The sequence below is a fragment of the Allobosea sp. NPDC055332 genome (genome assembly GCF_053645455.1).
Map to the genome: position 1 here is coordinate 538,861 of NZ_JBSHMO010000003.1, position 15,501 is coordinate 554,361.

Here is a 15,501-nt window from a genome sequence, read left to right on the forward strand (position 1 = left end):
ATCCATGCCGATGTTCAACAGCACCCGCCGGGTGAAGCATTCGCCCGCAGAGATGTATGCGCTCGTGGCGGATGTCGAGAAGTACCCGCAATTCCTGCCGCTCTGCGAGGGGCTGACGGTTCGCCGGCGTACGCCGCGCGACGGCGGCGGCGAGGTGGTGCTTGCCGACATGACCGTCGGCTACAAGGCGATCCGCGAGACCTTCACCAGCCGCGTCACGCTGGACCCGACGAATTTGAAGATCCTGGTCGAATATGTCGACGGGCCGTTCCGCTATCTGGAGAACCGCTGGAGCTTCAAGCCGCACGACAAGGGCTGCGAGATCGGCTTCTTCATCTCCTATGAGTTCGCCAGCCGGATGCTCGGCCTGCTGATGGGCGCGATGTTTGACAAGGCCTTCCACAAGTTCGCCGAAGCCTTCGAGAAACGAGCCGATGCAATCTACGGGCGAAACAGCCCGGCCGCACTCACCTAGTCTTAAGCTGTCCATGCCATCGTCCCGCTGATCTGGCAGGGGGACGGCATGGAATCTCCAGTGGTATCGGCGCGCACCGATGTCGAAGCGCGTCGATTGAGTGTGACGCTACCGGTCTTTGCCGGCACCATCTTCCTCTCCGCCTTCCTCCTCTTCGGCATCCAGCCGATGTTTGCCAAGATGGTCCTGCCGAAACTCGGCGGCTCGCCGGCCGTCTGGTCGACGGCGATGGTCTTCTTCCAGGCCATGCTGCTGGCGGGCTATGCCTACGCCCATTGGCTGGTGAGCCGCTTCAGCGTGCGGCGCGCCGCCCTGATCCACATCGTCGTGATGGTTGTCGTCCTGGCGACCTCGCTGCCGATCGGCATCGCATCAGGCTTCGAGCGACCGCCGCAACAGGGCGAATTCGCCTGGCTCCTGCTGCTCTTCACCGCTTCGGTCGGCTTGCCCTTTTTCGCTGTCTCCGCAAATGGACCGTTGCTGCAGGCCTGGTTCGCACGCACCGGGCACGAGCATGCACGCGATCCGTACTTCCTCTATGCCGCCTCCAATATCGGCAGCTTTCTCGCCTTGCTCGCCTATCCTTTCGCGGTCGAGCCGGTCTTGAGATTGGCGACGCAGGCCACGGCCTGGACATGGGGTTTCGGCTTGCTGCTCGCGGGCATCACCGCCTGCGCCGGCCTGAGTCTGGGGCGGTCAGCGGGTGTGCGGGAAATGGCGCCGTTCGTGGCCGAGCCGGTTCCGGCCAGCCGCAAGCTGCATTGGCTTTTCCTCGCCTTCGTGCCGTCGAGCCTGCTGGTCGCGGTCACCGCCCATATCTCGACGGATGTCGCGGCAAGCCCGTTGCTCTGGGTTGCGCCGCTGGCGCTGTTTCTGCTGACTTTCGTCATCGTCTTCCAGCGTAAGCCGCTGCTGCGTCACAGCTGGATGCTCGGTGCGCAGCTTCCCCTTGTCCTGGTGTTCACGGCTACGACGGCATTGGCCGTCAATATGGGCTGGGGGCCCCAGCTTCTGCTGCACCTCACAATCCTGTTCGTTACGGCGATGGTGGCCCATGGTGAGCTTGCGCGACTGCGGCCTTCGGCAGCGGGCCTGACGGGCTTCTATCTGTGGATGTCGCTTGGCGGTGTGCTCGGCGGCCTGTTCTCAGCGCTGCTCGCGCCGCTGCTGTTCAACTCCGTTGTCGAATACCCGTTGCTGGTCGTTGCCGGCATGCTCTGCCGTCCGGGATTCAGTGGAGTTCGGCTGCCGCGCGGCGGGGCGCTCGCGCTCGCCTCGGTGGCGATCATCGGCTTTGGCAGCCTCGTGTTCAGCGAGGTGTCGCGGACCGATTCCATACGCTCGTTCTTCGGCATCCACCGCATTATCGAGACCAGGGACGGCCGCTTCCGCCTGCTTGGCCATGGCAGCACGATCCATGGCGCACAGCGGCTGCGCCATGACGATGGCACGCCGGTGTCGGGACGGCCCGAACCCCTGACCTATTTCTACAGCGGCGGCGGCATCGTCGATGGTGTCGACTCGCTGCGCAGCGCCCATGGCGGCGTTTTGCCGGCCGTGGCGGTCATCGGTGTCGGCAGCGGTTCGCTGGCTTGCCAGAGCCGCGCCGGCGAAGCCTGGGGCTTCTACGAGATCGACCCGGCCGTGATCCGCATCGCGACCGATCCCGCCCGCTTCTCCTTCTTCAGCTCCTGTGCTCCGGCGACGTCGTTTGTGGTTGGCGATGCACGGTTGACGCTTGCCGATGCGCGTGACGGCTCGCTTGATCTGATCGTCGTCGACGCTTTCTCCTCCGATGCGATTCCCGTCCATCTCCTCACCGGCGAGGCGCTCGCGCTCTACATGAGCAAGCTCAAGTCGAATGGCGGCCTGCTCCTGCACATCTCGAACCGGAACATGGAGCTTGCTTCGGTCGTGACGGCAACAGCTGCCGCGCAGGGGCTGGTGACCTGGCTCAACACGCCGGTTCGCACCGCCGAGGATCTGCAGGCGATGAAGACCGCACCAGAGGTTGCTCTGGTCCTGCATCCGGGCGTCGACCCCGGCCCGGTCGTGAAGCAAGGCTGGCGCGAGCAGATCGGGCCCGGGGCGACCCGGCCGTGGAGCGACGACTATGCCGACATCGTCAGCGCGATCTGGCGCCGGCTGGTTTCCAACTGAGGAGATCCAGGGAGCGCTCAGCCTTGCGACAGCGCCGCCTCTCGCAAGAGGGCGAGCGCCTCGAGCACGCTGAGGCGCCTGATCTCGTCGCGTCCCAGGGCACCGAAGCGCTTTTCGCGATGCAGCGTCCGCACGCCGCTGGCGCAGGCGAAATGCACCAGTCCCACTGGCTTGTCCTCGCTGCCGCCGTCCGGGCCGGCGACGCCGGTGATCGAAACGGCGAGCTGCGACGACAGGCGCTCCCGGCCGCCTTCGGCCATGGCGCGCGCGACGGGTTCGCTGACCGCGCCGTGCTCGGCGATCAGCTCGGCCGGAACGCCGGCCAGCACCGTCTTCGCCTCGTTGGAATAGGTGACGAGGCCGCCCAGCACCATGCTCGACGAGCCGGAGAGCGCGGTCAACGCCCCGGCGACGAGCCCACCAGTGCAGGATTCGACCGTCGCGACAGTGATGCCGCGCTCGCGTGAGATATTCAGCAGTTCGGCAGCGAGCGAGCGGATATCGAGATCGAACATGGCCTCACTCCGGCTCGGGCAGGCGGATGGTGGCGGTGGCGAGCGCTGCCAGACCTTCGCCGCGCCCGGTGAAGCCGAGGCGTTCCGAGGTCGTCGCCTTGACACCGACCTGGTCGAGGCGCAGGCCGGAAATCTCGGCGATGCGGGCCCGGATCGCGTCGCGATGCGGGCCGACCTTTGGCCCCTCGCAGACGATGGTCAGGTCGAGATGGTCGATCCGGCCACTACGCTGCCGGACGCGATCGGCCGCAAAGGCGAGGAAACGATCTGACGAGGCGCCGCGCCATTGCGGGTCGCTCGGGGGGAAATGGCTGCCGATGTCGCCATCGGCCAGCGCGCCGAGCAGCGCGTCGGTCAGCGCGTGCAGGGCGACGTCGCCGTCGGAATGGGCGATGACGCCGCGGCCGTGCGGGATGCGGACGCCGCCGAGCCAGACATGATCACCTTCGGCAAAGGCATGGACGTCGTAGCCCGTGCCGGTACGCGTCACGAGCGGGCGGGCAAGACGCTGCTCGGCCAACTCGAAATCGCCCGGATAGGTCAGCTTCAGGTTCATCGGATCTCCCGGGAAGGTCGCGACTCGGTGGCCGGCCCATTCCATGATGGCGGAATCATCGGTGAAGCCGCCGGCTGCAGCAGCATGAGCGCTTCGGTGCGCATCGAGCAGGGCGCTGAAGTCGAAGACTTGCGGCGTCTGCACCGAAACCAGCTGTTCGCGTGGCAGGGTCTCGTCGATCAGCCCGGAGGAATCGACTCGCTTGACGGTGTCGGTGACGGCGAGCGCCGGGATCGCGGCCGCATGCCCTGCACTGGCGCCGAACGCCCGTTCGATCAGGGCGGGCGAGACGAAGGGCCGCGCCGCGTCATGGACGAGTACCGTGCCGGCGAAGCCGGAAGCGGCCAGTGCCTCCAATCCTGCGCGCACCGAATCCTGGCGGGTCTCGCCGCCTTCGACCGGTGCGACGAGCTGGGCGCGCAGATTCTCTGGAAGCTGGCTGAGCGCCTCGTCGTAGCGGGCGTCGTCGCCGGGGCCGATCACGACCATCACGGTCCCGATCCGGCTCTCGGCCAAGAATGGCGCGAGCGTGCGGCACAAAACCGGCGCGCCGCCAAGCTGGCGATATTGCTTCGGCGCTTCGGCGCCGGCACGCAGGCCGCGTCCGGCGGCAACGATCAGGGCTGCGACAGCCGGCGTCATCGATCCTCGTGGCTCCAATATCAAGGTCTCGCTGATAGGACGGCCTGGCTCCGCCGCCAAGCCGTCAGCGTTGCGATCGCGGCCTTGCGGCGATCACCCCCGAGCGTGGATGTCGATATTGCATTGCAATATGTCGCGAAATTCCCTTGCGCATCGCAGCATTTGTCCAATAAATCAGCAGAATGCAGATTGCCTCAAATTCAGGCGCAGGAGCCGCGATCGGCGGATTGCTGCCAGCGTCGCGTGTCTTCCTCGCGCCGATGTCGGGCGTGACGGACCTCGCGATGCGCCGGATCGCTGCGCGCTTCGGCGCCGGGCTGGTTGTCTCCGAGATGGTCGCCTCCGACGAACTCGTGCGCGGTAGCGAGGAGGCACGGCTGCGGGCCGAGGGGGCCGGTGTCACGCCACATGTCGTTCAGCTCGCCGGTTGCGAGGCGCGCTGGCTCGCCGAGGCCGCGCAGGTCGCGGAAGCGTCGGGTGCCGACATCGTCGACATCAACATGGGCTGCCCGGCGAAGCGCGTGGTCGGCGGCTGGGCTGGTTCGGCGCTGATGCGCGATCTCGATCATGCGGTCGGCCTGGTCGAAGCCGTGGTCGCGGCCGTGAAGGTACCGGTGACGGTCAAGATGCGGCTCGGCTGGGATGACGCCAGCCGCAACGCGCCGGAGCTGGCGCGCCGGGCTGTCACAGCCGGGGCGGCCGCGATCACGGTTCATGGCCGTACACGCCAGCAATTCTACAAGGGCGAGGCTGATTGGGCGGCGATCCGGCCGGTTCGGGCTGAGGGCGTGTTCCCCTTGGTCGCCAATGGCGATATCGGCACGCTCGACGAGGCCCGCAGCTGCCTGGAACAGTCGGGAGCTGATTACGTCATGGTCGGGCGCGCCGCACTCGGCCGGCCCTGGCTGCCAGGCGCGATCGGGGCCGCACTCGCAGGGCGCAAGCAAATCGAGATTTCACTCGCCGCCAAACATGAGATTGCCCGCGAGCACTACGAGGGCCTGCTCTCGCTGATGGGGCGGGAGACAGGCGTTCGTCACGCCCGCAAGCACCTGGCTGCCTATGCCGACGAAGCGCTCGCCAGCGGACTTGAGACCGACGAAACCGCGCGCCGCGAGTTGCTGACCACGAATGAGCCTGCGCGCGCCATCGCGGCGCTCGCACAGCTGTTTTCCACCGATCATCTCGGCGCCGCCGCCTGACCATGAAAGCCCTGCCTATGACGATGGCGATGTTCAACGATGGCGCGGAGGGGCAGCACGAAGCCTTGTACGACCTTCTTGAAGTCCAGGCACTCAACGTCCTGCCGATGCCGGTGCTGGTGATCGGCGAGGGGCACGGCGTGCTCTACGCCAACACCGCCGCCGAGGATTTTTTCCAGGCCAGCGCGCTCGTGCTGAAGCGCCAGCGCCTCGATGACCTCGTCGCCTTCGGCTCGCCGGTCCTTGGATTGGTCGAGGAGGTGCAGCGGCGCGGCGCTAGTGTCAGCGAGTACCGGCTCGAGCTCGCTTCGCCGCGGCTCGGCCTCGACCGGGTGGTCGACGTTTTTGCCTCCCTGCTGCCCAGCCAGCCGGATGCGGTGGTGCTTTTGCTGCAAGAACGGACAATTGCCGAAAAAATGGACAGGCAATTGACGCATCGAGGGGCAGCCCGCTCGATCACCGCGCTCGGCGCGATGCTGGCGCACGAGATCAAGAATCCGCTCTCCGGCATCCGCGGCGCGGCGCAATTGCTCGAAGCGTCGGTCCAGGATGATGACCGCCTGCTGACGCAGCTGATCTGCGACGAGGCCGACCGGATCGTGAAGCTGGTCGAACGCGTCGAATTGTTCGGCGACGACCGGCCGGCCGAGCGCGGGCCGGTCAACGTCCACGACGTGCTCGACCATGTGAAGCGGCTGTCCCAGTCCGGCTTCGCCCGGCACATCCGTTTCAGCGAGGTCTATGATCCCTCGCTCCCGCCGGTCGCCGGCAATCGCGACCAGCTCGTCCAGGTGCTGCTCAATCTGGTGAAGAATGCGGCAGAGGCGATCGGCAACGACGCCATCGACGGCGAGATCACGCTGACCACCGCCTATCGCCCCGGTATCCGCATGCAGGCGCCCGGCTCGGGCGCCCGGCTCGCATTGCCGCTGGAGATCGGCATTCGCGACAACGGGCCCGGGGTGCCGCCCGACCTGCACCAGCACCTGTTCGATCCCTTCGTCACCACCAAGGCGCAGGGAAGTGGCCTTGGACTTGCACTTGTCGCCAAGGTGATCGGCGATCACGGCGGAATCGTCGAGTGCGAGTCCGCGCCGCGGCGCACGACATTTCGAATTCGATTGCCCCTGCACGAGGCGAAGTCGCCTCTGGCCGGGTAAGAGGCGAGCAGGACACAGGAACCGAATGCCGACCGGTAACATTCTCATCGCCGACGACGATGCCGCGATCCGCACCGTCCTCAACCAGGCACTCGCCCGCGCCGGCTACGAAGTCCGCACGACGGGGCAGGCGGCGACGCTCTGGACCTGGGCAGCGCAGGGGCTCGGCGACCTCATCATCACCGACGTCGTGATGCCCGATGGCAACGCTTTCGATCTGCTGCCACGCATCAAGCGGGTCCGGCCCGAACTGCCGATCATCGTGATGAGCGCGCAGAACACCTTCATGACCGCGATCAAGGCCTCCGAGCGCGGTGCCTACGAATACCTGCCCAAGCCCTTCGACCTGAAGGAGCTCGTCGCCATCGTCGGGCGGGCGCTGTCGCGGCCACGCGGCGATGCACCGCGCAGCCATGCCGCTGAGCCCGAAGACATCCCGCTGGTCGGACGCTCGCCGGCGATGCAGGACGTCTATCGCGCTTTGGCCCGGCTGATGCCGATCGACCTGACCGTGATGATCAATGGCGAGTCCGGCACCGGCAAGGAACTGGTGGCCCGCGCCCTGCACGACTACGGCAAGCGCCGCAACGGCCCCTTCGTCGCGATCAACATGGCGGCGATCCCGAAGGACCTGATCGAATCGGAGCTGTTCGGGCACGAGAAGGGCGCCTTCACCGGTGCGCTGACCCGCTCCTCCGGCCGCTTCGAGCAAGCCGAGGGCGGCACGCTCTTCCTCGACGAGATCGGCGACATGCCGATGGAGGCGCAGACGCGCCTGCTGCGCGTGCTGCAACAGGGCGAGTACACCACGGTCGGCGGGCGTACCCCGATCAAGACCAATGTCCGCATCGTCGCCGCGACCAACAAGGACCTGCGCATCTCGATCGCGCATGGCCTGTTCCGCGAGGACCTGTTCTTCCGCCTCAACGTCGTGCCGATCCGCTTGCCGCCACTGCGCGAGCGGGTCGAGGACATCCCGGATCTCGTCCGCCATTTCTTCTCGCTGGTCGAGAAGGAAGGGCTGCCGCGCAAGCAGATCGATTCGGAGGCGATGGACGTGCTGCGGCGCTATCGCTGGCCCGGCAACGTCCGTGAGCTGGAGAATCTGGTGCGGCGACTGGCCGCGCTCTATCCGCAGGAGACGATCACCGCGCCGATCGTCGAAGCCGAGCTGCAGCCGGCGACCGGAGCGCCCATGCAGGCCACCGCCGGCGGCACGCCGGAACGGGCGGAAACCCTTTCGGGTTCGGTGGAGCGCCATCTCAGCCAGTATTTCGGCGGATTCGGCGACCAGATCCCGCCGCCAGGGCTCTACCACCGCATCCTGCGCGAGGTCGAGCCGCCCCTGATCGCCGCGGCCCTGGCAGCCACGCGCGGCAACCAGATTCGCGCCGCCGAGCTGCTGGGACTTAATCGCAACACTTTGCGCAAGAAGATCCGCGAGCTCGATATGCAGGTGGTTCGCTCGCCGCGCTGACAGCAAGGCACTGTGGCTGCCTTGCATCTGTCATATTTTGACAACACCGTTGCGGCGGCGCATCAGTGCGCCGCGCGGCGCCTTCCATGATGGAGCGCCGGGGCAACGGAGCTTAGATATCACCTTGACGGCTTCGACCGGTGACATGCGCATGGCGCCCCGGAACGACGACCCGCCACGCCGGGTCTCGGGCTGGCTCGGCGCGCTCGTCGTCGGTTTCGCACTGGTCTCGGCGCTCACCACCTTCCTCGTGCTCTCGGGGGCGACACCGGTCGCGCCGGTCCACCAGGTCGTGGTCGGCGTCTTCGTCATCAATGCCCTGCTGATCCTGCTGCTCCTGATCATCGTCGCCTTCGAGGCGGCGGTGCTGATCCGCGCCAGGCGCCGGGGCGTGGCGGCCGCCGGCCTGCATGTGCGGATCGTCAGCCTGTTCAGCATCGTCGCGGCTCTGCCGGCCGTTCTCGTTGCGATCATTGCGACCGCGACCCTGGAACGGGGCCTGGAGCCCTGGTTCTCCGACCGTATGCGCGACGTGATCTTCAAATCCGTCGAGGTCGCTGACGCCTACACGACCGGCCAGTGCCGCTCGCTCGGCCGCGAAATCCGGCTGCTCTCTGACGACCTCGGCAGGGCGAAGACAGCCTACGATGCCGACCGGCGCTGGTTCGAGAGCTTCCTCACCGCGCGCGCCACGGCGCTTGGCCTGCCGGTGGTCTGGATCATGAAGCCGCCGGACACGATCCTCGTCCGGGCCAATATCGACGTGCTGCGCGACGCCAGCAAGCCGAACGCCGACGCTTTCGACGATGCGCAGAGCTCGCCGGAGCCGATCTGCGTGCTGCCCTCGGCTGGACGGGTCTTCGGCGCGCTGATGAAGTTGCCGAGCTATGACGGCGCCTTCCTCTATGTCGCTCGCGAGGTCGATCCGCTCGCCGTTGAATTCCCGGCCGTCGCCCGCGGCGCCGCGGTCGAGTACCTCGGCATCGATGCGCGCCGGAAGGGCGTGCAGATCGCCTTCGCCTCGATGTACGCGCTGATCTCGGTGATCCTGCTGCTCTCGGCGATCTGGCTCGGCCTCAACTTCGCCAATGGCCTCGTCGCGCCGATCCGGCGGATGATTCATGCCACCGACCAGGTTTCCAGCGGCAATTTCTATGTTCAGGTGCCGATCAGGCGGGCGGAAGGAGACCTCGCCCATCTCGGCGAAACCTTCAACAAGATGACCGCCGAATTGCGCCGCCAGCGCGATGGGCTCGTCACCGCAAGCGAAGTGATCGACCGGCGCCGACGCTTCACCGAAACGGTGCTCTCCGGCGTTTCTTCCGGCGTGCTGGGCATCGACGAGGACGGCCACATCACCATCAGCAACCGCTCGGCCGAGACCCTGCTCGGAGCTGGCGGACGCCTGCTCGGCGAACCGGTGGCGCGCGTCGTCCCGGAGATCGCCGGGTTCGTTTCCGAAGCGCTCACTAGCCGCCAGCGCCTGAGTTCCAACCAGGTCGCGATCAACCGCGGCGGCCGCGAGCGCATGGTCAACATCAGGGCCACGCGCGAAGGCGAGGGGGCCGGCGCCGGGCTGGTGGTGACGCTCGACGACATCACCGACCTCGTCTCGGCGCAGCGAACCGCCGCCTGGGCCGACGTGGCGCGCCGCATCGCCCACGAGATCAAGAATCCGCTGACGCCGATCCAGCTCTCGGCCGAGCGCATCCGCCGCAAATTCGGCCGGGTCATCGTCGACGACAAGGAGATCTTCGACCAGTGCACGGCGACGATCGTGCGGCAGGTCGAGGATATCCGCCGCATGGTCGACGAGTTCTCCTCCTTCGCACGCATGCCCAAGCCCTCGCCAGCCCGCGATGACATCGTCGAGACGATCAGGCAGGTCATCTTCCTGATGCGCGTCGGCAACCCGGAGATCGATATTTCCGATAACCTGCCCGAGGCGGCGGTCCTGGCGCATTTCGACCGGCGCCTGCTCTCGCAGGCCCTGACCAACGTCGTCAAGAATGCGACGGAGGCGATCCAGGCCGTACCAGCCGATGACCGTGGCAAAGGCCGTATCGAGATCGGTTTCGAGCGGATTCAGGATGGCCGGATCGTCATCGACATTCTCGACAACGGCAAGGGGCTGCCGGCCGACCAGCGCCAGAAGCTGCTCGAGCCCTACATGACCACCCGCGACGGCGGCACGGGACTCGGCCTCGCCATCGTCGGCAAAATCCTCGAGGACCATGGCGGCGGCATCGAGCTGCTCGATCGTCCCGACGGCGCCCGTGGCGCGCGGATCAGGCTCTGGTTCATCGAGACCGGGCCACCGGCGGCCGGCGAAGACAGATCAGAAACGGGCAAGAGCACGGCGGATTCCGCCGCACGACAAGTGAACGGGACGAAAGCATGAGTGCTGACATTCTCGTCGTCGACGACGAGGTCGATATTCGCGAACTGGTGGCGGGCCTCCTGGAGGACGAAGGCTACCGGACGCGAAAGGCGGGTTCCGCCGATGAGGCCCTGGCCGCGATCGCGGCCCGGCGGCCCAATCTCGTCTTCCTCGATATCTGGCTGCAGGGCAGCAGGCTCGACGGCTTGCAGGTGCTGGAGCTGATCAAGGAGAGCCATCCCGACCTCGCGGTGGTGATGATCTCCGGCCACGGCAACATCGAGACCGCCGTCTCGGCGATCAAGAGCGGCGCCTACGATTTCATCGAAAAGCCGTTCAAGGCCGACCGGCTCGTGCTCGTCGCCGAACGCGCGCTGGAAGCCTCGCGGCTGCGGCGCGAGGTGCGCGAGCTCAAGACCCGCTCGGTGCAGGCCAGCCGGATCGTCGGCCGCTCGACCGCGGTCAACCAGCTGCGCCAGACGCTGGAGCGTGTCGCGCCGACCAATGCGCGCGTGCTGATCACGGGCGAGCCGGGCTGCGGCAAGGAACTGACCGCGCGTACCTTGCACGAGGCCTCGACCCGCTCGACCGGTCCGTTCGTCGTGATCAATGCGGCGACGATCACGCCGGAGACGATGGAAGAGGAGCTGTTCGGCATCGAGGGCGGTGACGGGCGCTCCCGTCGCGTCGGAGCACTCGAGGAGGCTCATGGCGGCACGCTTTATATCGACGAGATCGGCGACATGCCGCGCGAGACCCAGAACCGCATCCTGCGTGTCCTGGTCGACCAGAACTTTCAGCGCGTCGGCGGTGCGACCCGGGTCCATGTCGATGTCAGGATCATCTCGTCCAGCAGCCGCGACCTCGCCCAGCTGATCGCCGACGGGCAGCTGCGCGAGGACCTCTATCATCGACTCGGCGTGGTGCCGATCCGCGTGCCGGCCCTGTCCGAGCGGCGGGAGGACGTACCCGAGCTGATCGACTTCTTCATGGAGCAGATCTCGGTCGCGACCGGCCTGCCCCAGCGCCGCATCGGCGGCGACGCCATGGCGATCCTGCAATCGCACGAATGGCCGGGCAACGTCCGCGAGCTGCGCAACAATGTCGAGCGGCTGATGATCCTGACGAAAGGCGACCCGACCTCGGAGATCACCGTCGACATGCTGCCGGCCGAGGTCGGCGCGATGGTGCCGACGACGCCGTCCGGCTCGGGCGGCGAGAAGCTGATGAGCCTGCCGCTGCGCGATGCCCGCGAGATCTTCGAGCGCGAGTATCTGATGGCGCAGATCGCCCGCTTCTCCGGCAACATTTCCCGGACGGCGGAGTTCATCGGCATGGAGCGTTCAGCCCTGCACCGTAAGCTCAAATCGCTCGGAGTGGGCTGAAAACCGGCAGTCGTGTTGCATTGCACGCAAGGCGGCTGGCCGAAATTGGCGTTCCGCAACCCTTGCGCGTTCTCGCCGGGTCGCGATCTAATGGAGTGTCGGTGTTCCGACGGCCCGGCGATTGGCGCCGAAGCCGAACGGAACGATCTGGATCGCAAGGGCAAACCGATTGCGATCCCAACAACAGGGATTACCCATGGCCGCCGAACGGGCTCAAAATCTTCAGGACACGTTTCTCAACCACGTCCGCAAACAGAAGATTCCCCTCACCATCTTTCTCGTGAACGGCGTCAAACTGCAGGGCGTCGTCACCTGGTTCGATAATTTCTGCGTTCTGCTGCGTCGCGACGGGCATTCCCAGCTCGTCTACAAGCACGCCATCTCGACGATCATGCCCGGCCACCCGGTGCAGCTGTTCGAGCCCGAGGACACGGACAAGGCCTGACCGTGGGCGGGAAGACCGGGGGCTCGTCTACAACGGGCAGCGGAAATGCGATCGGCCTCTCGATCGATGCTGCCGAGCACGCTCTTGCGGCCGATACTCGCGCTTTCGTGATCGGTCCCTATCTGGCGCGCCATGCCGCTGGCCGGGCTGCAGCTGCCGATGAGAATCAGCGCAGCCATGCGGCTCGGCTGGACGAGGCCTTCGGACTGGCCAGCGCCATCGATCTGCAGATCGTGGAGGCGATCCCCGTTGTGCTGTCGGCACTGCGGCCCGCGACCTATCTTGGCAAGGGCAAGGTCGAAGAGCTTTCCGAACGCGTCAAGATCGAGGAGATCGGCCTTGTCGTGATGGACTGCGCCCTGTCGCCGGTGCAGCAGCGCAACCTCGAAAAGGCGTTCGGCTGCAAGGTCATCGATCGGACCGGCCTGATCCTCGAGATCTTCGGCAGGCGGGCCCGCACGCGCGAGGGCGCGCTGCAGGTCGAGCTCGCCCATCTCAACTACCAGAAGAGCCGCCTGGTCAGGTCCTGGACCCACCTGGAGCGCCAGCGCGGCGGCTTCGGCTTCCTCGGCGGCCCCGGCGAAACCCAGATCGAGGCTGACCGGCGCATCATCCAGGAGCGGATGAGCAAGATCGAGCGCGAGCTCGACAGCGTGAAGCGCACCCGCTCGCTGCATCGCGCCAGCCGCAAACGCGTGCCTTATCCGGTGGTTGCGCTGGTCGGCTACACCAATGCCGGCAAGTCGACCCTGTTCAACCGGCTGACCTCGGCCGAAGTGCTGGCGCAGGACATGCTCTTCGCCACGCTCGATCCGACGGCGCGGGCGCTGAAGCTGCCGCACGGTGCCAGGATCATGCTCTCGGACACGGTCGGCTTCATCTCCGACCTGCCGACCCAGCTCGTCGCCGCCTTCCGCGCCACGCTCGAGGATGCGATCGAGGCCGATGTGCTGCTGCATGTCCGCGACGTCTCGCATGAGGACACGCAGGCCCAGGCTGCGGATGTGCAGGGCATCCTGCGCGATCTCGGCATCGATCCGGAAGACGGCGATCGCGTCATCGAGGTCTGGAACAAGGCCGACCTGCTCTCAGGAGACGAGCGCGAGCGTCAGGCGGCCCTGACCGAGCTCAAACCGGACGCCTCACGGCCGGTGCTGGTCTCCGCCCTGACCGGCGAAGGCATGGGCCGGCTGACCGATGCGATCGAGCAGCGCATCGCGCGGACCCGTCCGGTCTACCGCCTCACGCTGGAGCCGGGCGACGGCAAGTCGCTAGCCTGGCTGCATAGCAACGGCGAGATCCTCGAGCGCGAGGATGCGGAGGATGGTGCACTCGTCCTGCTGGTGCGGTTGCCGCCGGAGCGGGAAGGGACCTTCACCGCGCGCTTCCCGCAGGCTCAGCGCGACGGGTAGCACCGGTTTCGGACCGATTACCTGCGGCGATCCCAAAGCGGCTGGTTCGATTACGCCCGCAGTGGTCGCAGCCTGAAGCGCCGGGACTGCAGATCGGCGAGCACGGAGCGGGCCGCATTGTGCCCGGGCGCGCCGGTGACGCCGCCGCCCGGATGGGCCCCGGAGCCGCAGAGATAGAGGCCCGGCACCGGCATGCGATAATCGGCGTGGCCGAGCACGGGACGGGCGCTAAAGAGCTGGTCGAGCGTCAGCCGCCCGTGGAAGATGTCGCCGCCGATCAGCCCGAAACGCTCCTCCAGATCGCTCGGCGCCAACGCCAGCCGGCCGATGACCGAAGCACGGAAACCCGGAGCATAGCGGTCCACGGTCTCGATCATCAGATCGGCCACCGTATCGCGATGCTTGTCCCAGCTTTCACCGTTCGGCAGGTTCGGCGCGACATGCTGGCAGAACAGGCTCGCGACATGTTGGCCGGGTGGGGCGAGGCCATCGTCCAGTGTCGATGGGATCAGCATCTCGACGATCGGCTCGCTCGACCAACCGGACAACCTTGCCTGCGCATGGGCACGGTCCATATAGCCGAGCGACGGGGCGATGATGATACCGGCAGTGAGGTGGTCGCCCGGTTCCGGCAGGCAGGTAAAGCGCGGCAGCTCCGACAGTGCCAGATTCATCCGGAAGGTGCCGGAGCCCGAGGCATAGCGGCGGATGCGCTCGCTGAAGTCAGCAGGAACGATCGCCGGATCGACGAACCGCTCGAACAGCAGGCGCGGATGCAGGTTCGACACCACCGCACGCGCTCGCACCACATCGCCGCGCTCTGTCACGGCACCGACGGCGCGGCCCTTCTCGGTCAGTACCCGCGCGACAGGCGTCTCCAGCCTGATCTCGACGCCTTGCTCGGCGCAGGCCTTCGACATCGCCTGCGTGATTGCGCCCATGCCGCCGAGCGCATGGCCCCAGGCGCCGCGCTTGCCGTTGACCTCGCCGAAGACGTGATGCAGCAGCACATAGGCCGAGCCCGGCGTATAGGGGCTGGCATAGTTGCCGACGACGCTGTCGAAGCCGAACAGCGCCTTGACGGGATCGCTCTCGAACCAGCCGTCGAGCCAGTCGCCCGCCGACTTGGCGAAGAGATCGAGCAGGTCGCGTCGGCCGGCCTGATCGAGCCCGGCGATGCGCCGCCCGAGCGCGGCCGCATCCAGCATTTGCGGCAAGGCGGCAAGCCAGCCGCCGTCACCGACATTAGGCGGAGCCTGCAGCACGAGGTCGCGCAGCATGGCGGCGATCCGTTCCAGCCGTTCCCCATAGGCCGATAGCCGCTTGGCATCGCTGGCCGAGAACTTCGCCACCTCGGCTTCGGTTCGGCCTTCTCCGGCCGCGAGATAGCGCCCGTCCGGCAAGGGCAGGAAATTGGCCATGCGCCGCTCGACGATGCGCAGCCCGTGCCGCGCCAGCTCCATCTGCGCGACGATACGCGGATTGAGCAGGCTGACCGTGTAGCTCGCAGTGGAATTGCGGAAGCCGGGGTGGAACTCCTCGGTGACCGCAGCACCGCCGACCACGGCGCGGCGCTCCAGCACGGTAACCTTCAGCCCGGCCCTGGCGAGGTAGAAGGCGCAGACGAGCCCGTTATGGCCGCCGCCGAGAATGACGATGTCTGTCTGGCTGACGCTCACGAACCCGCCTTTT

12 protein-coding genes are annotated in these 15,501 nt (G+C 66.8%); 9 read left to right on the forward strand and 3 right to left on the reverse strand.

Annotated elements, in window-relative coordinates; genetic code table 11:
• Nucleotides 1-4: 4 nt before the first annotated feature.
• Complete coding sequence (locus ACWIGM_RS18905; protein WP_454027493.1) at nt 5-475, forward strand: type II toxin-antitoxin system RatA family toxin; 471 nt, start codon at nt 5-7, stop codon at nt 473-475.
• 48 nt (nt 476-523) lie between these two features.
• A complete protein-coding gene (locus ACWIGM_RS18910) occupies nt 524-2,635 on the forward strand; it encodes a fused MFS/spermidine synthase (protein WP_454027494.1) in 2,112 nt (703 codons plus the stop codon).
• Nucleotides 2,636-2,652: 17 nt separating this feature from the next.
• Here the strand turns inward: ACWIGM_RS18910 and ACWIGM_RS18915 are convergent, their stop codons facing one another.
• Complete coding sequence (locus tag ACWIGM_RS18915) at nt 2,653-3,150, reverse strand: CinA family protein (RefSeq protein WP_454027495.1); 498 nt, start codon at nt 3,148-3,150, stop codon at nt 2,653-2,655.
• 4 nt (nt 3,151-3,154) lie between these two features.
• Nucleotides 3,155-4,348: a bifunctional 2-C-methyl-D-erythritol 4-phosphate cytidylyltransferase/2-C-methyl-D-erythritol 2,4-cyclodiphosphate synthase gene (locus ACWIGM_RS18920; protein ID WP_454027496.1), complete on the reverse strand. Its 1,194-nt coding sequence runs from the start codon at nt 4,346-4,348 to the stop codon at nt 3,155-3,157.
• A gap of 182 nt (nt 4,349-4,530) precedes the next feature.
• Between ACWIGM_RS18920 and dusB the strand changes: the two genes are divergently transcribed.
• From dusB to hflX, 7 genes are all read left to right on the forward strand, one after another.
• Nucleotides 4,531-5,550, forward strand: coding sequence for a tRNA dihydrouridine synthase DusB (dusB, locus tag ACWIGM_RS18925; protein WP_454027497.1), 1,020 nt, complete (start codon nt 4,531-4,533; stop codon nt 5,548-5,550).
• Nucleotides 5,551-5,657: 107 nt separating this feature from the next.
• On the forward strand, nt 5,658-6,710 hold the full coding sequence (locus ACWIGM_RS18930) for a two-component system sensor histidine kinase NtrB (protein ID WP_454028023.1): 1,053 nt from the start codon (nt 5,658-5,660) through the stop codon (nt 6,708-6,710).
• 25 nt (nt 6,711-6,735) lie between these two features.
• Entirely contained in the window at nt 6,736-8,187 is a 1,452-nt protein-coding gene (gene ntrC, locus ACWIGM_RS18935) for a nitrogen regulation protein NR(I) (RefSeq protein WP_454027498.1), read from the forward strand.
• A gap of 151 nt (nt 8,188-8,338) precedes the next feature.
• A complete protein-coding gene (locus ACWIGM_RS18940) occupies nt 8,339-10,588 on the forward strand; it encodes a sensor histidine kinase NtrY-like (RefSeq protein WP_454027499.1) in 2,250 nt (749 codons plus the stop codon).
• A complete protein-coding gene (gene ntrX, locus ACWIGM_RS18945; protein ID WP_454027500.1) occupies nt 10,585-11,952 on the forward strand; it encodes a nitrogen assimilation response regulator NtrX in 1,368 nt (455 codons plus the stop codon). Before ACWIGM_RS18940 ends, ntrX begins: the two co-directional genes overlap by 4 nt.
• Nucleotides 11,953-12,148: 196 nt before the next feature.
• Nucleotides 12,149-12,397, forward strand: coding sequence for an RNA chaperone Hfq (gene hfq / locus ACWIGM_RS18950; RefSeq protein WP_057192822.1), 249 nt, complete (start codon nt 12,149-12,151; stop codon nt 12,395-12,397).
• A 50-nt stretch (nt 12,398-12,447) separates the two neighbouring features.
• Complete coding sequence (gene hflX, locus ACWIGM_RS18955; protein ID WP_454028024.1) at nt 12,448-13,809, forward strand: GTPase HflX; 1,362 nt, start codon at nt 12,448-12,450, stop codon at nt 13,807-13,809.
• 50 nt (nt 13,810-13,859) lie between these two features.
• Here the strand turns inward: hflX and ACWIGM_RS18960 are convergent, their stop codons facing one another.
• Nucleotides 13,860-15,488 carry a phytoene desaturase family protein gene (locus ACWIGM_RS18960; RefSeq protein WP_454027501.1) on the reverse strand — a complete coding sequence of 543 codons (1,629 nt, stop codon included), beginning with the start codon at nt 15,486-15,488 and terminating at the stop codon, nt 13,860-13,862.
• Nucleotides 15,489-15,501: the final 13 nt, after the last annotated feature.

Coding starts and splice junctions, on each gene's coding strand:
- ACWIGM_RS18905 (WP_454027493.1), top strand. CDS start 5: ATGCCGATGTTCAACAGCACCCGCCGGGTGAAGCATTCGCCCGCAGAG.
- ACWIGM_RS18910 (WP_454027494.1), top strand. CDS start 524: ATGGAATCTCCAGTGGTATCGGCGCGCACCGATGTCGAAGCGCGTCGA.
- ACWIGM_RS18915 (WP_454027495.1), bottom strand. CDS start 3,150: ATGTTCGATCTCGATATCCGCTCGCTCGCTGCCGAACTGCTGAATATC.
- ACWIGM_RS18920 (WP_454027496.1), bottom strand. CDS start 4,348: ATGACGCCGGCTGTCGCAGCCCTGATCGTTGCCGCCGGACGCGGCCTG.
- dusB (WP_454027497.1), top strand. CDS start 4,531: ATGCAGATTGCCTCAAATTCAGGCGCAGGAGCCGCGATCGGCGGATTG.
- ACWIGM_RS18930 (WP_454028023.1), top strand. CDS start 5,658: ATGCCGGTGCTGGTGATCGGCGAGGGGCACGGCGTGCTCTACGCCAAC.
- ntrC (WP_454027498.1), top strand. CDS start 6,736: ATGCCGACCGGTAACATTCTCATCGCCGACGACGATGCCGCGATCCGC.
- ACWIGM_RS18940 (WP_454027499.1), top strand. CDS start 8,339: ATGGCGCCCCGGAACGACGACCCGCCACGCCGGGTCTCGGGCTGGCTC.
- ntrX (WP_454027500.1), top strand. CDS start 10,585: ATGAGTGCTGACATTCTCGTCGTCGACGACGAGGTCGATATTCGCGAA.
- hfq (WP_057192822.1), top strand. CDS start 12,149: ATGGCCGCCGAACGGGCTCAAAATCTTCAGGACACGTTTCTCAACCAC.